This window comes from Actinomadura geliboluensis (genome assembly GCF_043197915.1).
In the GTDB taxonomy this organism is placed as follows: Bacteria; Actinomycetota; Actinomycetes; order Streptosporangiales; family Streptosporangiaceae; genus Spirillospora; species Spirillospora geliboluensis.
Map to the genome: position 1 here is coordinate 669,822 of NZ_JBICUA010000004.1, position 18,593 is coordinate 688,414.

Sequence of the window (18,593 nt, forward strand, 5' to 3'; positions counted from 1 at the left end):
CGCCCCGAAGGCACCCACACCAACACCGGCCCCCCTCGAACATCACCCGCACCCACAGCACCCGCCTCCGCATCGCCCGCCCAGGCGTCATGTGGTTGGGCATGGCGTGATTGGGCCGTGGTCGCTGGTCGGGGGTTGGTCGGCTCCGGCGCGGGTGGTGGGGGTAGGGCTGCTTGGACTGCTGTTGCCAGGGCCTCGCCTAAGGGGACGGCCAGGGCGGTGCGGCCGCGTTCCTTGTAGGCGGCCAGGATCGTGCGCAGGGGGCCTTCGTAGGCGGCGACGGTCCAAGGGGGCGGAATGCCGGCCGTCGCGGCTCTGACGGGCCGTGCAGAGGCGCGTAGGGGTCTTGCGCAGGTGTCGCACAGCAGGACGGGCTCCTGCCCGCAGCCCGCGCACTGCTCCGGCAGCAGGAGATCGATCAGGTCGCGCAGAAATCTCATGCGATCGACAGTGCCGCTCCGCGCCGCCGGGCGTCCCGCGCTCCCGCAACTGTGGATAACTCCGGTGACCCCGGTCCTTAGACATGCGAAGCAGGCCGTCCCTACGTCAGATGCGGCAGCCCGGGGATGGACCAGAAGCTGGTTGTTCTAGCGGGGGTAGCTGGGGTCCTTGGCGGGGGTCGGGCAGAGCCAGGGGCTGTAGGAGTTGCTCGGGGCGCTCTGGCGGCAGATCTGGTCCTTGCCGGACGAGCGGGTGCCGATCAGGATCGGGGCGCCCGGGGCGGCGGCGATGGTGCGGGGCTCGCCCAGGGAGCCGACGCCCAGGGGGATGATGGCGCTGCCGCTGATCGGCATCAGGAACGGCAGGGTCTGGGAGTCCCGCTTGGCGCGGCCGAGGACGGCCAGGGTGTTGTAGTCGCGCCAGGACAGGTCGACGGCGTCCTGGAGTTCGGAGCTCACCGGGAGGAACGAGCCGACGTCCAGGGAGCCGTCCGGGTCGTGGGCGATGCGGCCCAGCTGGACCTGGGGGCGGCCGTCGATGCGGGCTATGACGGCGGCCCGGACGCCGTCGCGGGCGACGTGGAAGGCCAGGACCTGGCGGCCGCCGAGGCCCCAGTGGGCGGCGCGGACGGGCGGTTTGCCTGGGCGGCGCACCCACAGCCAGGACGCGTCCTTCGTGCTCTCCACGGCCCACAGGGTGCCGTCGCCGCTCCAGGACGGCGCCGTGAAGCGCGCGCCGCGGTGGGCATTGAGCAGGACGCGGGGGCTGGGCGCACCGGTGACGGGGGCGGCGAGCAGCAGCTGCGTGCCGTCGGCGCTGAGACCGGCGAACTCCTGGTAGCCGGGGGCTACGGCGGGGTGGGTGAGGTACCCGGCGGCGCCGGTCACGAGGGGCTGGGCGCGGTCGCCTTCCAGGGTGCCGATGAAGCCGGACGGGCCGACGACGTAGGCGTTCTGGTGGGCGCCGTCCTGCGAGGCGGCGCCGTCGGGCGAGTTCTCCTGCCAGCCGTTCATGGGCTGGGTGGCGTCCATGTCGCCGGGGGCGACGGTCCTCCCGTCGATCTGCAGGCGCCACTGCTTGATCTCCGAGAGCTGCCGCATCGTCCAGCTGAGCTGGGCGGACATGCGCTCGACATCGCCGCCGCGGGCCTCCTTCGTGAGGTCGACGGTCGCGACCTCCTTCTCGATCTGGACGCCGCGGCGCAGCCGGGTGCCCTCCGGGAAGGCGCTGTCGACGGCGCCGGCGAGCCAGGAGGTGGGCCCGGCGAGCAGGGCCTGGACGAGCTGGGTCGGCAGCGCCTGCCGGTTCGCGACCGGCAGGAAGACGCCGTTGGGCACGAGGGTGTGCCGGTCGGGCGCGAAGAAGAACAGGTTGACGGTGCGCATGGCGCGCTCGACGTCGTCCTTGGTGAGCAGGAGGCCGGACTTCTCGTCGCCGGGCAGGCCGGTGATGCGCCAGACGCCCTGCGAGGTCTTGGTGAGCTGGAAGACGGCCTCGAACTCCTTCGGGGACGCCGTGTACTGGCCGTCGGCGGTGATGGTGCCGAGCTCCTCGCCGGTGACCCGCACGGTGGCCTGGTTCTCCGCCGACTTGACCACGTGCGGGTCGGTGACGCGGCTCGCGAGGACGGTCACCGAGGGGCGCAGCCCGGGGCTCCAGGACGTCCGGCCGCCGAGGTACATCTTGGCGACCTTGTGGCCGTCGTCGAAGCTGGCGGACGCGGCGAGGAACCCCGAGACGATCTCGGCGGGACCCCAGTCGGGCCGCGGTTTGACCGGGATGAGCCGGACGTAGGGGTCGTCGACGCGCTCGGCGCGCTCGGCGGGCCTGCCGCTGACGACCTGCCCGCCGCTCGGCACGTTCGCGCAGCCGGCGCCGCCGAGGACGAGCACGGCGAGGGTCAGCAGGCTGGTGATGCGCCCGGTGCACGCGCTCATTCGCCCGCCTCCAGCTCCGCGAACAGAGGGCGGGCGTCGCCGGCGCCGGGCGGGACGAGCGGGAGCGGCGAGCCGCGCAGCTCGGCCCCGGCGACGCGGGGCAGCGACAGGCGGAACTGGGAGCCCGCGCCGGGCTCGCCCCACGCCTGCAGCCAGCCGCCGTGCAGCTGCGCGTCCTCGCGGGAGATCGACAGGCCGAGCCCGGTGCCGCCGGTGGTGCGGGCGCGGGCCGGGTCGGCGCGCCAGAAGCGGTCGAAGACCATCTGCCCTTCCCCGGGTTTGAGGCCGACGCCGTGGTCGCGGACGGCGACGGCGACGGCGTCGCGGTCGGCGGCGACGGAGATGATGATGTCCTCCCCCTCGCCGTGCTCGACGGCGTTGACGACGAGGTTGCGCAGGATGCGCTCGACGCGGCGCCGGTCGACCTCCGCCATGCAGGGTTCGCCGGGCAGCTGCAGGACGACCTTGCTGCCCTTGCGCTCGGCGAGGCCCTGGATGTCGCCGACGACGCGCAGCACGAGGTCGCGCATGTCGAGGGACTCGGCGTCGAGGGTCGCGGCGCCGGCGTCGTGGCGGCTGATCTCCAGGAGGTCGGCGAGCAGGGACTCGAACCGTTCGAGCTGGCTCTGCAGCAGCTCGGCGGACCGTCCGACGGCGGGGTCGTCGAAGGTGTCGCGGTACTCGTAGAGCATGTCCGCGGCGATCCTGATGGTGGTCAGGGGCGTGCGGAGCTCGTGGGAGACGTCGGACACGAACTGGCGCTGCACCTGCGACAGGTCCTCCAGTTCGCCGATCTTCTCCTGGAGGTTCGCGGCCATCTCGTTGAAGGAGCGGGCGAGGCGCGCCAGGTCGTCCTCACCGCGGACCCTCATGCGCTCTTCCAGGCGCCCTGCGGCGAGCCGCTGCGCGCCTTGCGCGGCCAAGCGCACCGGTATGACGACCTGCCGGGTGACCAGTGAGGCGATCGCGGCCAAGAGCAGCACCAGGACGATGCCCACTCCGGACAGGGAGCGGCTCACGTTGGTGAGGGTCTGCTGCTCCTGCGTAAGCGGGAACAGGTAGTACAGCTCGAACTGGCCGGTGCGGCCGCCGACGATGAGGCCGCGTTCGTCCGCCCTGCCCCCGAGGTAGGACAGCTTGCCGTAGGTGTAGGCGCGCGATCCGGCGGGCGCGGTCTTCAGCTCTTCGCGGAGCCGCTTCGGGACGCTCTCGGGCCGCAGTTCGTTGGTCGTGTACCCGTCGAAGTACTGCTCGTTGGTGTCGCGGATGTAGACCTCGTAGAGGCCGGACGGTCCGCTGCGCGACTTCAGGCGGTCGATGGTCGTGTTGAGCCTGCTGCCGTCCCCGGCGGAGTTGCCCAGGTCGCGCTGGACCTGGGCCAGACCTTCGTCCAACTGGAGCCGGGCCGCCTTCACCTTGCCGTCCATGAGCGCTGACGAGACCTGCTGCATCAGGAACGCGCCCAGGATCGCCACCACGATCGCGGAGATGAACAGCGTGGACGTGACGACCCGGACCTGGATCGACCGGCGCCAGCGCAGGTAGGCGGCGCCGATGGCGCCGCTCAGCAGCCGCCGCGCCTTGCCCAGGGCACGACGGACGTACCTCTTCGCCCGCCTCATGTCCGCTTTCATGAGGGGTCCGCGAGGCGGGGCACGGGGCCGCGCTGGTACTGGACGGTCATCGGCGTGTCACGGGGGACGGGGCGCTGTGACGGAGCGCTGCGATGGGACGGGCGGGGGCGCCGCCTCGGGGAGCCGTGCGAGGGCCGGTGCCGCGGGCCCGCGGGCGGGGCGGCCGTCTCAGGCCGGCCCGGCCTTGTAGCCGACACCGCGCACGGTGACGACGATCTCGGGGCGTTCGGGGTCCTTCTCGATCTTGGCGCGGAGCCGCTGGACGTGCACGTTGACGAGCCGGGTGTCGGCGGCGTGCCGGTAGCCCCACACCTGCTCCAGCAGCACCTCGCGGGTGAAGACCTGGCGGGGCTTGCGGGCGAGGGCGACGAGCAGGTCGAACTCCAGCGGCGTCAGCGGGATGTGCCGGTCGCCGCGCTTGACCGAGTGGCCGGCGACGTCGATGGCGATGTCGCCGATCTGCAGGGTCTCGGGGGCGGGCTCGTCGGTGCGGCGCAGGCGGGCGCGCACCCGCGCCACCAGCTCCTTGGGCTTGAACGGCTTGACGATGTAGTCGTCGGCGCCGGACTCCAGGCCGAGCACGACGTCCACGGTGTCGCTCTTGGCGGTCAGCATGACGATCGGCACGCCCGACTCGGCGCGGATCTGCCGGCACACGTCGATGCCGTCGGCCCCCGGCAGCATCAGGTCGAGCAGCACGAGGTCGGGCCGGGTCTCCCGGAACGCCTCGAGCGCCTTGTCGCCGTCGTGCACGAACGAGGGCTCGAAACCCTCGCCCCTCAGCACGATGCCGAGCATTTCGGCGAGCGCGAGGTCGTCGTCGACGACCAGTACACGTCCTCTCATGGCCCTCATCGTCGCAAAGTCGGGGTTCGGTGGAGTGGTGCGCGATGCTCCGGCGCCACCTTGCCAGGGAGAGATATACCTTGGCGTGCAAGGTTACCCGCGTTTGCGCCGTACATGGCTCCCCCGCATCGGGTGGGCGGCTCGGATTGTAGAGGTGACTCCCGAAAGCGGCGCAAGGTTGACATCTCGCCCGTGACAGGATGACCTGACCGGCGATCGCCGCGGGGCCCGGCGGGCCCGCCCGGAAGCGCCGCGACCCCCGCACGCAGACCGCAGGGAACCAGGGACCGCAGGGAGCCGAGAATGCCGGGACCGGACGGCTGGGACGACGACGCCGGCGCCACCGACGTGGTGCGGGGCGTCCCGTTCCGACCCATGTCCATCTCGGAGCTGCTGGACGGCGCGATCGCCGGGATCCGGCGCCGCCCCCGCACCACGCTGGGCCTGTCGGTGGCGATCAGCACGGTGATCCAGGTGACGAGCTCGGTCGCCGCGTACTTCTTCATCGGCAACGAGGCCCGCGACGAGGTCACCCCGGACGTGCTGCTGGAGTCGCTCGGCGCGCAGCTCACGCTGACGGTGCTGGGGCTGGTCCTGTCGGCGTGCGGGATCCTGCTGATGGCGGGGCTGATGGCGCCGATCCTCGGCCGCGAGCTGGTGGGGATGCCGATCGCGCCCCGGCAGGCGTGGCGGGACGCGCGGCCCCGGCTCGGCCGGCTGGCCGGCACCGCCGCGGCCGTCATGGGCGCCTCGCTGGGCGCGCTGGCGCTGGCGGTGCTGCCGTTCTTCGCGCTGATCGCGGCCGACGCGCACCCGGCCTTCGGGGTGATCGCGGGGCTGCTCGGGTTCCCGCTCGGGATCGGCCTGATGGTGTGGCTCTACATCCTGCTCGTCCAGGCGGTCCCGGCGGTCGTCCTGGAGCGGCGGACGGTCACGGGCGCGCTGCGCCGGGCGGTCACGCTGTCCAAGGGCCGGTGGTTCCACACGTGCGGGACGCTGCTGCTGGCGCTGCTCGTGACCGTGTTCATGGGCTTCTTCGCACTGCGCATCCCGTTCCTGTTCGTGCAGCTGGTCTTCTTCGGCGACGCCTCGGGCGACGGGGCGACGATGGGCGCGCTCGCGGTAGACACGCTCGGCCGGATCGTGAGCTGGTCGGTGGTGCTGCCGTTCGACGCGGGGGTGATCGCGCTGCTGTACATGGACCGGCGGATGCGCCGCGAGGGCTTCGACCTGGAGCTGCGCAGCCGGGGCCGCTCCGCCGCGGCGGTGATCGCGGGCGGGCCCCCGCACGAGCCCGCAGCCGAGCCCGCGCACGAGCCCACGGGCGAGGACGGGTTCATCGATCTCTGGCGGACCGATCCGGTGCCCGCCCGGCCGTGGACGGGAGCGAACCCGTGATCCTCGACCCGATCGGCCGCGACGAGGCCCGCGAGCTGGCGCGCCGCGAGCTGGAGAAGCAGGTGTACCAGCGCGACAAGCCGTCCTGGCTGGAGCGCGTCTGGGCCGACTTCTCCGAGTGGCTGGCCAGCCTGTTCGACCGGGCGCCGAACCCGGAGGCGCAGGGCACCGGCGGCGGCTGGGTGTCCGTCCTGATCATCGTGCTCGTGCTGGCGATCGCCATCGCGCTGATCGCCTGGCTGATGCGGGGCCGCCGCAACCTGCGCTCCCGCGACAAGGCCCTGCTGGAGGACGCGCCGTCCACGGCGCTCGACCACCGGCAGGCCGCCGAGCGGCACGCGGCCGCCGGGGAATGGGCCGAGGCGATCCGGGAGCGGCTCCGCGCGATCGCGCGCGACCTGGAGGAGCGGGCCGTGCTCGCGGCGCGGCCGGGCCGCACGGCGGACGAGCTGGCGGCGGAGGCGGGCGAGGCCGTGCCGGAGCTGGCCGGCGAGCTGGCCGCCGGCGTCCGGATCTTCGACGACGTCTGGTACGGCGACCGTCCCGGCACGGCCGAAGGGTACGCGCGCATGAAGGCGCTGGACGAGCGGCTGCGCGCGACGAAGCCGAAGCCGCTGGAGGCCGACGACCTCACCCCGGTGGGCGCCGGCGACGAAGGGGGCCCGCGATGGTGACCCAGGCCCCGCCCGGAGCCGCGGCCTCCGGCGCCGCGGAGCCGTCCGCGCGGCAGGTCGCGGGCCGCCGCTGGCGGTCGGCGCGCGGCGTGCTCGCGGTGCTGCTGGCGCTGGTCGTGATCGCGGTGATCCTGGCGGCGCTGCGCCCGTCGACGTCGGCGGGCGCGCTCGACCCGGAGTCGCCGAAGCGGGACGGCTCGCGCGCGCTCGCGGAGATCCTGCACCAGCACGGCACTGCCGTGACCATCAGGCGGAACATGCCGGAGGCCCTGCTCGCGGCCCAGCCCCGCGACACGCTCGTGGTGACCCGCACCGAGCGGCTCACCGAGGACGACCTGCGGATGCTGGCCGGTACGCAGGTGAACGTCCTGCTCGTCCGGCCGACGGCGGCGGCGCTGGACGTCCTGGCCCCCCAGGTGCGGCGGGTCGGCCCGAGCTTCGAGGAGACCGCGGCGCCGGGCTGCGCGCTGCCCGCCGCGTCCCTCGCCGGGAAGGTCGCCTTCCACGAGTCGGACACCTACGAGATCAACGGCCAGGGGACGGCGTGCTACCCGGCCGAGTACGGCGGCGCCAGGGTCGTCCAGGTGCAGGAGAACGCGCACACGGTGACCGTGCTGGGGTCGGCCGCGCCGCTGACGAACCAGCGGCTCACCGAGGAGGGCAACGCCGCGCTCGCCATGAACCTGGCGGCGCCGGGCTCCTCGACGGTGTGGCTCTACCCCGACCTCCCGAAGTCGGGCGAGGCCGCGGGGCAGCAGTCGCTCGGCGACCTGCTCCCGTTCGGCGTCAAGCTGTTCTTCCTCGAACTCCTGGTCGCGGTGCTGCTGGTGGCGCTGTGGCGGGGCCGGCGGCTCGGCCCGGTGGTGGCGGAGGCCCTGCCGGTCGTGGTCCGGTCGGCGGAGACGGTGGAGGGCCGCGCCCGCCTGTACCGGGCCGGGCGCGCCCGCGACCGCGCCTCGGACGCGCTGCGCTCCGGCGCCCGGGAGCGGCTCGTCCCGCTGCTCGGGCTGCCGCGCGGCAGCGCGCAGGACCCGTCCGCCGCGCAGGAGATCATCACGGCGGTGGCCCGCCGCACGCCCTACGACGAGACGTACGTCGGGGCGGCCCTGTACGGTCCCGAACCCTTGGACGACGCCGGGCTCATCGCGCTCACGGACGTCCTCGACGACCTGGAAAGGCAGGTACGGCAGTCTTGAACACCCCTGTAGAGCTCGGGAAGGACGACGTGCCCGGCGGCAGCACGGGGCCGGGCGCGCTGTCCGAGGAGGCCCGGCGGCAGGCCGAAACGGCGCGCGCCGCGCTGACGGCGCTGCGCGGCGAGGTCGCCAAGACGGTCGTCGGCCAGGACTCCGTGGTGACCGGGCTCGTCATCGCGCTGCTGTGCCGCGGCCACGTGCTGCTCGAAGGCGTCCCGGGCACCGCCAAGACGCTGCTCATCAAGACGCTGTCGCGGGCCCTCGACCTGGACTTCAAGCGCGTCCAGTTCACCCCCGACCTGATGCCCGGTGACGTCACCGGTTCGCTGGTGTACGACAACCGGACGGCGGAGTTCGAGTTCCGCGAGGGTCCGGTCTTCACCAACCTCCTGCTCGCGGACGAGATCAACCGGACGCCGCCGAAGACCCAGGCGTCCCTCCTGGAGGCCATGGAGGAGCGCCAGGTCTCGGTGGAGGGCTCCGCGCGCGCTCTGCCCGACCCGTTCGTGGTCTGCGCGACCCAGAACCCGATCGAGTACGAGGGCACCTACCCCCTGCCCGAGGCCCAGCTCGACCGGTTCCTCGTCAAGCTGACCGTGCCCGTCCCCACCCGGGACGAAGAGATCGCCATGCTGCAGCGGCACGCGGGCGGGTTCGACCCGCGCGACCTGTCGGAGGTGAAGGCGGTCGCGGGCGCGGACGAACTCGCCGCGGGACGCGCCGCCGTCAGGACCGTCCACCTCGACCCCAAGGTCGCCGCCTACGTCGTGGACCTGTGCCGCGCGACGCGGCAGTCCCCGTCGCTGCAGCTCGGCGTCTCGCCGCGCGGTGCGACGGCGCTGCTGGCGACGTCCCGCGCCTGGGCGTGGCTGTCGGGCCGCGACTACGTGACCCCGGACGACGTGAAGGCGCTGGCCAGGCCGACGCTCCGGCACCGCGTCCAGCTCCGTCCCGAGGCGGAGCTGGAGGGCGCGACCGCCGACGGCGTGCTGGAGGGCATCCTCGCCCACGTCCCCGCGCCGCGCTGATGGCGCTGACCGGGCGCCTGGGGCTGCTGGCCCTGCTCGGCGCGCTCGTCCCGCTGCTCGTGCCGAGCTGGTGGGCGCTGTTCGCGGTGTGGGGCGTCCTGCTGCTCGGCGTGCTCGCCGACCTGGCGCTCGCCGGGAACGTGCGGGCCCTGCGCTTCCACCGGGACGGCGACACCAACGTGCGGCTCGGCGAGACCGCCCGGGTGGCGCTGATCGTCGAGAACCAGGGCCGGCGGCGGCTGAAGGCCCGCCTGCGGGACGTGTGGCCGCCGAGCGCGGGCGCCGCGCCCCGCACGGTCAAGGTGGACGTCCCGGCCGGTGAGCGCCGCCGCGTCGAGATGGCGCTGACGCCGACCCGGCGCGGGGACCGCAAGGCCGTCACCGTCGTCGTCCGCTCCGCCGGGCCGCTCGGGCTGGCCGCGCGGCAGCTGTCGCGCTCCGCGCCGTGGACGGTGCGGGCGCTGCCGGCGTTCCCGTCCCGCCGCCACCTGCCCGCCAAGCTGGCGCGGCTGCGGGAGCTGACCGGCGCGCACGTGGCGCTGATCCGCGGGCAGGGCACCGAGTTCGACTCGCTGCGCGAGTACGTGGACGGCGACGACGTCCGGTCCATCGACTGGCGGGCCACCGCGCGGCGCGGCGACGTCGTCGTCCGGACGTGGCGGCCCGAGCGCGACCGGCGCATCTACCTGGTGCTCGACACCGGCCGGACGTCGGCGGGCCGCGTCGGCGACATCCCCCGGCTGGACTGCTCGATGGACGCGGCGATGCTGCTCGGCGCGCTCGCGTCCCGGGCCGGGGACCGGGTCGACCTGCTCGCCTACGACCGGCGCGTCCGCGCCCGCGTGGAGGGCGCGTCCCGCACCGACCTGCTGCCCGCGATGGTGCACGCGCTGGCGCCGCTGGAGCCGGAGCTGCTCGAATGCGACGCCGCCGGGATGGTGTCGACGCTGATGGCGCGGGTGCGGCAGCGGTGCCTGGTCGTGCTGCTGACCGAGCTGAACACGGCCGCGATCGAGGAGGGGCTGCTGCCGCTGCTGCCGCAGCTCACCGCGCGGCACCTGGTGATGATCGCCGCGGTGTCCGATCCGCGGGTCGGTGAGATGGCCGCGTCCCGCGGCGACCTCGCCGCCGTGTACGACGCGGCGGCGGCCGAGCGCGCCCGCGCCGAGCGCCGCCGCCTCACCGCCGAGCTGCGCGGCCACGGCGTCGAGGTGGTGGACGCCCCGCCGGACGAGATCGCCCCGGCGCTCGCCGACGCCTACCTGGCGCTGAAGTCCGCCGGACGCCTTTGACGCGCGGGTCAGCCGGAGACGGGGGCCACGTCGGGGCGGAGGTCGGCGTCGCCGGTCTCTCCCGCGCGGGTGGCGCGGCGGCCGAGGACGAGCACGTAGCTGAGGAAGGCGACCTCCGCGACCACGCCGATCCCGATGCGCAGCCAGGTGACGTGCACCCAGCCGGTCACGAAGCCCTCGATGAGGCCGGACACCAGCAGTACCGCGACGAGGCCGATGGCGATGCTGACGGCGGCGCGGCCCTCCTCGGCGAGGGCCTGGCCGCGGCGGCGCGGGCCCGGGTCGATGATCGTCCAGCCGAGCCGCATGCCGCCCGCGCAGGCGAGGTACACGGCGGTGAGCTCCAGCAGGCCGTGCGGCAGGATCAGGCCGAAGAAGATGTCGCCCTTGCCGTAGGCGAACATCAGCCCGGCGGTCAGCCCGAGGTTGAGCTGGTTCATCAGCAGCACGTACACGGTGGGGATGCCGAGCAGGATCCCGAAGATGAGCGCGACCGCCGACACCCAGGCGTTGTTCACCCAGACCTTGAAGGCGAAGGACGCCGCCGAGTGCTCCGTGTAGTAGTTCGCGAAGTCGTGGTCGACGAGTTCGCGGATCTCGTCCGGCGTCCCGATGGTCGCCTGCACGTCCGGGCTGTGGACGATCCAGATCGCGAGGGCGAGCGAGAGCAGGTTGCCGAGGACGGCGGCGCCGAGCCACCACCACTTCATCCGGTAGGCGGCGGCCGGGAACGACACCGTCGCGAAGCGGGTGACGTCCCGCCAGAGCGGCGCCTGGGCGCCCGCCACCGCGGCCCTGCCGCGCGCCACGAGCGACGAGAGCCGGCCCACCAGCTGGGGGTCGGGCGAGCTGGAGCGGACGACGGACAGGTGCGTGGCTGTGCGCTGGTAGAGCTCGACCAGTTCGTCCACTTCGGCGCCGCTGAGCCTGCGTCCCCGGTTGATGAGGTGCTCCAGGCGCAGCCAGTCGGCGTTGTGCGCGGCCACATAGGCGTCGACGTCCACCCGGCGAGACTAACGTGTCGCATTACCGAACCGGCAAAATGAACGCATCCCCGGCATTGGAGGAGCAGGACATGGCCGAACTCGTCACCGGCGAGGCCGTCGCGCTCGACATCCGCGTCGCGCGGCTGGCCAGCCGTGGCTGCGCCTTCCTGCTCGACCTGATCTTCCAGACGGTGATGCTCTACCTCGTCGTCTACGTGACCGCGATGACCTCGCTCGTCGCGGACGACGCGTGGACGGTCGGGCTGACGCTGCTCGGCACCGTCGCCGTCCTGGTCGGCTACCCGTGCCTGTCCGAGACGCTGCTGCGCGGGCGGACGCTGGGCAAGATGGGCGTGGGCCTCCGCGTGGTCGCCGACGACGGCGGGCCGATCCGGTTCCGGCAGGCGCTGGTCCGGGCGCTGGCCGGCGTGATCGAGTTCTGGACGTTCTACGGCTCCCCCGCGCTGATCACCTCGTTCTGCAACCGGCGCGGCAAGCGGCTCGGCGACCTGTTCGCGGGCACGATCGTGATCAAGGAGCGCGCCCCCGCGGCGGCCCTGTTCGGCCCGGTCGCGGTGATGCCGCCGCAGCTCGCCTGGTGGGCCCGGTCGCTGGAGATCTCGATGCTGTCGGACGAGCTGGCGATGACGGCCCGGCAGTACCTGTCCCGGTTCTGGGAGCTGCTGCCCGAGGTGCGGGACTCGCTGGGCGAGCGCATCGCCGGGCAGGTCGTCGCGGTGATCAGCCCGCCCCCGCCGCCGGGGGTGCGGCCGGAGATCCTGCTGTCGGCGGTGCTCGCCGAGCGCCGGCACCGCGAGGAGATGCGGCTCGCCGAGCGCCGCGCCCGCCGGATGCGCCGCCTCGGCCTGCCCGTGTGGGGCCCGGGACCGGTGCAGGGCCCGGTGCCGGTGATGGCGATGGCCGGGCCGCCGGTGGCGGGTCCCGTCCGGCCGGGGCCGCCGGTGCCGCCGCCGTTCCGCCCGCCGCTGCCGGGGCAGCCGCAGTTCCTGCCGCCGCCCAACTACGGCGCTGGGCCGTACCAGCAGGTCCTGAACGCTCCCGGCCAGCCGCCCGCGGGGCCCTACCCGACCGGCCAGTACCCCACCGGCCAGTACCCGACGGGGCAGTACCCGGCCGGGCGCTGACCGGCCGCGGTTTGTCAATCACGGCCGTCTCCAGAGCCGTTCGTTGTGGACTTGTGTGCCTATCCCGGGCCGTGGCCGCCTTCTAATATCCGAATAACTTTCGTGTTTTAGGAGGCGGGATGCGCGTCCGTACTGCCCTCGGCCGGATCGCCCTGGCGTCCGTCCTCACGCTGACCCCCGCCGTCTTCACGGCGGCCCCCGCGCGCGCGGACACGGCACCGCTCCCTGCCATCACCGACGACCAGGGCCGGACGCTGATCCTGCACGGGCTCAACACGGCGAGCAGCGCCAAGGGCCCGAACGGGCTGCCCTGGGTGACCCGGGACGACATCGCCCGCGAGGCGCGCGACCTCGGGACGAACTCCGTCCGCTACCTGATCCAGTGGAAGAACGTCGAACCCGAGCCCGGCCGGTACGACGACGCGTATCTGGACGACGTCGCCGAACGCGTGGCCTGGTACCGCGAGCAGGGGATGCACGTCATCCTCGACATGCACCAGGACATTTACGGCCCCGCCGCCTGCAAGGGCTCGGGGAACGGCGCCCCGGCCTGGGCCACCTACACCGACGGCCTGCCCTGCACCCCGCAGGACCCCTGGGTGCTGACGTACCTGCAACCGGCCGTACTGCGCGCCTACGACAACTTCTGGAACAACACCGGCAAGCATCCCGAACTGATGCAGCGCTACACCGCGATGTGGAAGCACGTCGCACAGCGCTTCGCGGACGACCCCGCCGTCTTGGGCTACGACCTCATGAACGAGCCGTTCGGCGGCACGAGGCAGTTCGGCTTCTTCGAAGGCCCCATCCTGACGCCCTTCTACCAGGGCATCGTCAACGCGATCCGTGAGGTGGACGGCGACAACTGGGTGTTCGTGGAGCCGCAGGCCCTCGGCCCCAACGAAGGGGCGGAAACGTCACTCGGCGCCATCCGCGACCCCAGGCCGGGCGGCCCGCGCATCGTCCTGGCGCCGCACTTCTACCCCGGCGGGGTCGACCTCGGCGGTTCCTACGACGGACTGGCGAAGATGCTCGTGCAGGCGCAGTTCGCGCTCTGGAAGCGGAACATGCCCGCCGCCGCGCGCCGCCTCGGCACCCCGATGTGGCTCGGCGAGGTCGGCGGCATGGGCCAGGACGCCCCGGGCGCGGCCGCCTTCACCGGCGACTGGCTCTCCATGGCGGACGACCTCGGCATCGGCTGGGCGTACTGGTCGAACGACCCGGGCTCGTCCGGCGTCATCGACGGCAAGGGGGCGCCGACCCTCTTCTCCAAGCTCCTCGCCCGCCCCTACCCGCGCGCCGTCGCGGGCACGCTGACCGGCATCTCCCAGACCTCGGACGCGCTCACCGTCACCTGGCGCAACAAGACCGGCGTGACCGGGCCCACGGAGTTCTGGTTCCCGGCCGCCCCCAAGGTCACCTCGTCCGACCCTGACGGAACATGGCGGACGCAGTGGGACCCCGCCCGCCGCGTCCTCTCGGTGTGGGCCGACCCTGGTACGCCGTCCCACACCGTCACCGTGCGGCCTTAGCCCGGCAGGGAGCGAAGCTTCTCGGTCAGGGTCGGACGCATCTTCTTCAGGCAGAGCACCGGACGGTAGGCGCCCTCACTGGTCATGAAGTGCGTCGCCTCAGCGGGGCACTCCTGCTGCGTCGCGACGCGTCCGACGACCTTGGCGACGGCCTGGCTGGACCCGCAGTCGGCCTTGTCCAGGTCACCGACCTTGAAGGAGGGGTCACCGATGCACTCGCCGGGGGACAGCACACCGCCGCCGGGGCCGAGGCACAGCACCGGCTTGGCGAGGGAGCCGCTGAACGACCGCATCTTCATCACTTCGAGCGTCTGCGCCGGGCACGACCTCTCCGCGTCGACCCGCGCGATGATCTTGCCGTACCAGCCCGGCTTCGCGCACGCCTGCTCCTTGCCGAAGCCGATCGAACCGCTGCTCACGCAGTCGCCCACCGACAGGAACGCGCCGCCCGCGCCGGGGTCGCCGGGGTGCGGGCCCTTGACGTTGCGGACGCACGCCTCGAAGTAGTTCTCGTCGGTCTTCTCGCCGCGGACGTTGGTGACGCCGTCCGTCCCGGCCGGGCAGTCCGGCTCGGACCGCGAGGTGACGCGCAGGCCGGTCGCCTTGCCCTCATCGGTGATCTTGAGGACCTTCGCCTTGGCGTCCGAGCCCTCGCACCGCACCCGCAGGCTCGCCGGGATGCGGTTCCCGTCGTCCGCCCCGAACCCGGTGTCGACGCAGTCGCCCGCCTTCACCGGACCGCTCGGCGCCCCGGTGCCCTTGACGAGCATGAAGCCGAGGGAGCCCACGATGAGGACGGCCGCGGCGGCGACGCCCACCCACACGAGCGGCGACGGCTTCTTGGCGGGCGGCCCCGCGAACGGCTGCCCCGGCGGCGGGAACTGCTGCCCCGGCGGCGGGAACGGCGGCTGGCCCGGCGGGACGGGCGGCGGGGTCGGCGGCTGCTGCCCCGGGCCTTCCGGCGCCTGTCCGTGCATGTCCGGCACTCCTCCAAAAACACGATCTTGATGGACGGGCTAGGAAGATATCGCAACGCGCGGGCCCACCCGGCCACCCGGTGCGACGCAACCCGGCCCGGTCACGCGAGGAGGTTGGGCGGGGACTCCAGGTCCACCAGCTCCACGCCGGGCGCGGCGAGGACGACGTCCCCGGCCAGGTGGACGGTCTCGACCTCGCCCGTGGCCAGGTCGGTGATCTCGTACTCCGAGACGGGCAGCGGCCCGGTGTCGGTCTCGTGCGCGGTCGTCCCGGCCCGGTGCCAGCGCCACCTCCCGGTCAGCGCCGCGAGGGACGGCCCGCTCACCCGGACGAGCGGCACGTCGGCCCGTCCGCCGTCGTCCAGGTCCAGCGAGCGGGCGACCGCGACCAGGAAGCCCGGCGAGTCGGAGATGAACCCGGCCGCGCGCTCGGCGTGCTCGGCGCCCTCCTCGCCGGCCGCGCGCACCCACGCCAGCTCGGGCCCGGTCAGCCCGCCGCGCAGCCACCAGCCGGGCGTGACGAACTCGACGCGGATCTGCCGCCACCGCGCGTCCACGACCAGGTCGACGCGGACGCCGTCGTCCCGCCGGGACGTGTAGCGCCACCCGCCGGGGCCCGGCGCGCACTGGAAGCGCTCCGCGAGCCCCCCGTCGAGATGCAGGTACGTCCCGGCGGGCATCAGGAGCCGATGCGCCAGGAGTGCAGGTAGTCCTCCTGGTCCGGGGTCAGCAGGTCGATGGAGATCGACATCGACGCGAGCTTGAGCCGGGCCACCTCCGTGTCGATCTCCTTCGGCACCTCGTGGACGGCCGGGGCCAGCGTCGCGTGGGACTCCGCCAGCCACGCGCACGTGAGCGCCTGGTCGGCGAACGACATGTCCATCACGGCCGCCGGATGCCCCTCGGCGGCGGCCAGGTTCACCAGGCGGCCCTCGGCGAGCAGGACGAGACGCCGGCCGTCCGCCAGCACGTACTCGTCCGTCTGCGGCCGGATCCCGCGGTGCACCTCGACCGCCATCTCGCTCAGCGCCCGCACATCGATCTCGACGTCGAAGTGCCCCGAGTTCGCGAGGATGGCGCCGTCCTTCATCACCGCGAGGTGGTCGCCGTTCACGACGTCGCGGTTCCCGGTGACGGTGATGAAGACGTCGCCGTCCGGCGCGGCCTGCGCCATGGGCTGGACGGCGAAACCCTGCAACGCCGCGTCCAGCGCCTTGACGGGGTCGATCTCGGTGACGACCACACGCGCGCCCAGGCCCCGGGCACGCTCGGCCAGGCCGCGCCCGCAGTACCCGAAGCCCGCGATGACGACGGTCTTGCCGGCCAGCAGCGTGTTCGTCGCGCGCACGATCCCGTCCAGCGTGGACTGGCCCGTTCCATAGCGGTTGTCGAACATGTGCTTGGTGTCGGTGTCGTTGACCGCGACCATGGGGAACTTCAGCGCGCCCTCACGCGCCATCTGGTGCAGCCTGATGACACCGGTCGTCGTCTGCTCGCACCCCGCCTTCACCGTGCCGAGCAGGTCCGTGCGGTCGATGTGCAGCGTATTGACGAGGTCGCAGCCGTCGTCCAGCACGAAGTCAGGCCCGGTCTCCAGCGCCTGGTGGATGTGGGCGTAGTACCCCTCACGGTCGGTCCCCGCACGCGCGAAGACCTCCACCCCGTACTCGTGGACGAGCGCCGCCGCCGTGTCGTCCTGCGTAGAGAGCGGATTGGACGCCGCCAATGCAACACTCGCCCCGCCCGCCTGGAGCGTGCGGATGAGCCCGGCGGTCTCGGTCGTCACGTGCATGCACGCCGCGACCTTGAACCCCTCCAGCGGCCGCTCCTCGGCGAACCGCTCCCGGATCTGCCGCAGCACGGGCATGCTCCGCTCGGCCCACCCGATCCGCTTGACCCCTTCATAGGCCAGCGAACCATCCGCGATATCGCTCATGAACTCCCCGCAGACACGGCCGCCGGGCGGGGAAGTTCCCCGCCCGGCAGTCATATTTCCCTATCGGCTCAATACCGGTAGTGGTCCGGCTTGTACGGGCCCTCCACGTGGACGCCGATGTAGGCGGCCTGCTCCTTGGTGAGGGTGGTGAGCTTGACGCCGAGGGCGTCGAGGTGGAGGCGGGCCACCTTCTCGTCCAGGTGCTTGGGCAGGACGTACACGCCGATCGGGTACTCGTCGGTCTTGGTGAACAGCTCGATCTGCGCGATGACCTGGTTCGTGAAGGAGTTGGACATCACGAACGACGGGTGGCCGGTGGCGCAGCCGAGGTTCATCAGCCGGCCCTCGGCCAGGACGATGATCGAGTGGCCGTCGGGGAAGCGCCACTCGTGCACCTGCGGCTTGATCTCGATCTTCTCGATGCCCTCGGTCTTGGCGAGGCCGGCCATGTCGATCTCGTTGTCGAAGTGGCCGATGTTGGAGACGATCGCCTGGTGCTTCATCCGGGCCATGTGGGCGGCCGTGATGATGTTGAAGTTGCCGGTGGTCGTCACGAAGATGTCGGCCTGGTCGACGATGTCGTCCAGGGTGGTGACCTGGAAGCCGTCCATCGCGGCCTGCAGCGCGCAGATCGGGTCGATCTCGGTGACGATGACGCGGGCGCCCTGGCCCTTCAGCGCCTCCGCGCAGCCCTTGCCCACGTCGCCGTAGCCGCAGACCACGGCGACCTTGCCGCCGATCAGCACGTCGGTGGCGCGGTTCAGGCCGTCGATGACCGAGTGGCGGCAGCCGTACTTGTTGTCGAACTTCGACTTGGTGACCGAGTCGTTGACGTTGATCGCCGGGAACGCGAGCGTGCCGGCCTTCGCCATCTCGTAGAGGCGGTGGACGCCGGTGGTGGTCTCCTCGGTGACGCCCTTGATGCCGGCGGCGGTCTCGGTCCAGCGGCCGGGCTTCTCGGCGATGGTGCGGCGCAGGGTGTCGAGGATGATGCCCCACTCCTCGGGGTCGTCCTCGGTCGCGGCCGGCACGGCGCCCGCCTTCTCGTACTCGGCGCCCTTGTGGACGAGGAGGGTCGCGTCGCCGCCGTCGTCCAGGATCATGTTCGGGCCGGTGCCGTCCGGCCACTGCAGGGCCTGGTCGGTGCACCACCAGTACTCTTCGAGCGTTTCGCCCTTCCAGGCGAACACCGGGACGCCCTTCGGGTCCTCGGCGGTGCCGTCCTTGCCGACGACGATCGCGGCGGCGGCGTGGTCCTGGGTGGAGAAGATGTTGCAGGACACCCAGCGGACGTCGGCGCCGAGCTCCACCAGCGTCTCGATCAGCACGGCCGTCTGGATCGTCATGTGCAGCGAGCCCATGATCTTCGCGCCGCGCAGCGGCTTGGCGGCGGAGTACTCCTCGCGCACCGCCATCAGGCCCGGCATCTCGTGCTCGGCGAGCCGGATCTCCCGGCGCCCGAAGTCGGCCAGCGACAGGTCGGCGACCTTGTAGTCCATGCTTTCGTTGCTCCCTTGGTGGTGGCGGCGCCGTCCGCGTGTGCGGGCCGGTACGCGAGGGCTTGACGGGCC

General features: G+C 72.8%; 15 protein-coding genes. 7 read left to right on the top strand and 8 right to left on the bottom strand.

Annotation, left to right across the window (positions count from 1 at the left end):
- Positions 1–587: 587 nt before the first annotated feature.
- The 3 genes from ACGFI1_RS17435 to mtrA form a co-directional block, all read right to left on the bottom strand.
- Complete coding sequence (locus tag ACGFI1_RS17435; protein ID WP_392732464.1) at positions 588–2,378, bottom strand: LpqB family beta-propeller domain-containing protein; 1,791 nt, start codon at positions 2,376–2,378, stop codon at positions 588–590.
- A complete protein-coding gene (gene mtrB, locus ACGFI1_RS17440) occupies positions 2,375–4,000 on the bottom strand; it encodes an MtrAB system histidine kinase MtrB (RefSeq protein WP_301175948.1) in 1,626 nt (541 codons plus the stop codon). Before mtrB ends, ACGFI1_RS17435 begins: the two co-directional genes overlap by 4 nt.
- Positions 4,001–4,180: 180 nt before the next feature.
- On the bottom strand, positions 4,181–4,858 hold the full coding sequence (gene mtrA / locus ACGFI1_RS17445) for an MtrAB system response regulator MtrA (protein ID WP_138636641.1): 678 nt from the start codon (positions 4,856–4,858) through the stop codon (positions 4,181–4,183).
- Between the two features lie 303 nt (positions 4,859–5,161).
- On the opposite strand from mtrA, the gene ACGFI1_RS17450 reads away from it, so the two are divergent.
- Genes ACGFI1_RS17450 through ACGFI1_RS17470 form a run of 5 tightly spaced genes read left to right on the top strand, consistent with a single transcriptional unit; the run spans position 5,162 to position 10,446 of the window.
- Positions 5,162–6,256, top strand: coding sequence for a hypothetical protein (locus ACGFI1_RS17450; RefSeq protein ID WP_392786239.1), 1,095 nt, complete (start codon positions 5,162–5,164; stop codon positions 6,254–6,256).
- Positions 6,253–6,930: a DUF4129 domain-containing protein gene (locus ACGFI1_RS17455; RefSeq protein WP_386873684.1), complete on the top strand. Its 678-nt coding sequence runs from the start codon at positions 6,253–6,255 to the stop codon at positions 6,928–6,930. Before ACGFI1_RS17450 ends, ACGFI1_RS17455 begins: the two co-directional genes overlap by 4 nt.
- The gene (locus ACGFI1_RS17460) at positions 6,924–8,126 is read left to right on the top strand and encodes a DUF4350 domain-containing protein (RefSeq protein ID WP_392786241.1); all 1,203 of its coding nucleotides are present in this window, start codon (positions 6,924–6,926) and stop codon (positions 8,124–8,126) included. The genes ACGFI1_RS17455 and ACGFI1_RS17460 overlap by 7 nt, the downstream gene beginning before the upstream one ends.
- Before the next feature lie 29 nt (positions 8,127–8,155).
- Entirely contained in the window at positions 8,156–9,154 is a 999-nt protein-coding gene (locus ACGFI1_RS17465; protein WP_435817976.1) for an AAA family ATPase, read from the top strand.
- Positions 9,154–10,446, top strand: a complete 1,293-nt coding sequence (locus tag ACGFI1_RS17470) for a DUF58 domain-containing protein (protein ID WP_138636636.1) — start codon at positions 9,154–9,156, stop codon at positions 10,444–10,446. Before ACGFI1_RS17465 ends, ACGFI1_RS17470 begins: the two co-directional genes overlap by 1 nt.
- Before the next feature lie 8 nt (positions 10,447–10,454).
- On the opposite strand, the gene ACGFI1_RS17475 is transcribed toward ACGFI1_RS17470, so the two are convergent.
- Complete coding sequence (locus ACGFI1_RS17475; RefSeq protein WP_138636635.1) at positions 10,455–11,450, bottom strand: stage II sporulation protein M; 996 nt, start codon at positions 11,448–11,450, stop codon at positions 10,455–10,457.
- A 71-nt stretch (positions 11,451–11,521) separates the two neighbouring features.
- Here ACGFI1_RS17475 and ACGFI1_RS17480 point away from each other — a divergent pair, with 71 nt between their 5' ends.
- The gene (locus ACGFI1_RS17480; RefSeq protein ID WP_392786243.1) at positions 11,522–12,577 is read left to right on the top strand and encodes an RDD family protein; all 1,056 of its coding nucleotides are present in this window, start codon (positions 11,522–11,524) and stop codon (positions 12,575–12,577) included.
- A gap of 119 nt (positions 12,578–12,696) precedes the next feature.
- The gene (locus tag ACGFI1_RS17485) at positions 12,697–14,109 is read left to right on the top strand and encodes a cellulase family glycosylhydrolase (protein WP_392786245.1); all 1,413 of its coding nucleotides are present in this window, start codon (positions 12,697–12,699) and stop codon (positions 14,107–14,109) included.
- Here the strand turns inward: ACGFI1_RS17485 and ACGFI1_RS17490 are convergent.
- The 4 genes from ACGFI1_RS17490 to ahcY (ACGFI1_RS17505) form a co-directional block, all read right to left on the bottom strand.
- Positions 14,106–15,086 (bottom strand): LppU/SCO3897 family protein, encoded by a 981-nt coding sequence (locus tag ACGFI1_RS17490; RefSeq protein WP_392786247.1) that lies wholly within the window; start codon positions 15,084–15,086, stop codon positions 14,106–14,108. The two genes, ACGFI1_RS17485 and ACGFI1_RS17490, sit on opposite strands and share 4 nt — an antisense overlap.
- A gap of 101 nt (positions 15,087–15,187) precedes the next feature.
- A complete protein-coding gene (locus ACGFI1_RS17495; RefSeq protein ID WP_392732479.1) occupies positions 15,188–15,766 on the bottom strand; it encodes a hypothetical protein in 579 nt (192 codons plus the stop codon).
- A complete protein-coding gene (ahcY, locus tag ACGFI1_RS17500; protein WP_386873680.1) occupies positions 15,766–17,022 on the bottom strand; it encodes an adenosylhomocysteinase in 1,257 nt (418 codons plus the stop codon). The genes ACGFI1_RS17495 and ahcY (ACGFI1_RS17500) overlap by 1 nt, the downstream gene beginning before the upstream one ends.
- Before the next feature lie 68 nt (positions 17,023–17,090).
- Positions 17,091–18,521 (bottom strand): adenosylhomocysteinase, encoded by a 1,431-nt coding sequence (ahcY, locus tag ACGFI1_RS17505; protein ID WP_392786249.1) that lies wholly within the window; start codon positions 18,519–18,521, stop codon positions 17,091–17,093.
- Between the last annotated feature and the right edge of the window lie 72 nt (positions 18,522–18,593).

Coding starts and splice junctions, on each gene's coding strand:
- ACGFI1_RS17435 (WP_392732464.1), bottom strand. CDS start 2,378: ATGAGCGCGTGCACCGGGCGCATCACCAGCCTGCTGACCCTCGCCGTG.
- mtrB (WP_301175948.1), bottom strand. CDS start 4,000: ATGAGGCGGGCGAAGAGGTACGTCCGTCGTGCCCTGGGCAAGGCGCGG.
- mtrA (WP_138636641.1), bottom strand. CDS start 4,858: ATGAGAGGACGTGTACTGGTCGTCGACGACGACCTCGCGCTCGCCGAA.
- ACGFI1_RS17450 (WP_392786239.1), top strand. CDS start 5,162: ATGCCGGGACCGGACGGCTGGGACGACGACGCCGGCGCCACCGACGTG.
- ACGFI1_RS17460 (WP_392786241.1), top strand. CDS start 6,924: ATGGTGACCCAGGCCCCGCCCGGAGCCGCGGCCTCCGGCGCCGCGGAG.
- ACGFI1_RS17470 (WP_138636636.1), top strand. CDS start 9,154: ATGGCGCTGACCGGGCGCCTGGGGCTGCTGGCCCTGCTCGGCGCGCTC.
- ACGFI1_RS17480 (WP_392786243.1), top strand. CDS start 11,522: ATGGCCGAACTCGTCACCGGCGAGGCCGTCGCGCTCGACATCCGCGTC.
- ACGFI1_RS17485 (WP_392786245.1), top strand. CDS start 12,697: ATGCGCGTCCGTACTGCCCTCGGCCGGATCGCCCTGGCGTCCGTCCTC.
- ACGFI1_RS17490 (WP_392786247.1), bottom strand. CDS start 15,086: ATGCACGGACAGGCGCCGGAAGGCCCGGGGCAGCAGCCGCCGACCCCG.
- ACGFI1_RS17495 (WP_392732479.1), bottom strand. CDS start 15,766: ATGCCCGCCGGGACGTACCTGCATCTCGACGGGGGGCTCGCGGAGCGC.
- ahcY (WP_386873680.1), bottom strand. CDS start 17,022: ATGAGCGATATCGCGGATGGTTCGCTGGCCTATGAAGGGGTCAAGCGG.
- ahcY (WP_392786249.1), bottom strand. CDS start 18,521: ATGGACTACAAGGTCGCCGACCTGTCGCTGGCCGACTTCGGGCGCCGG.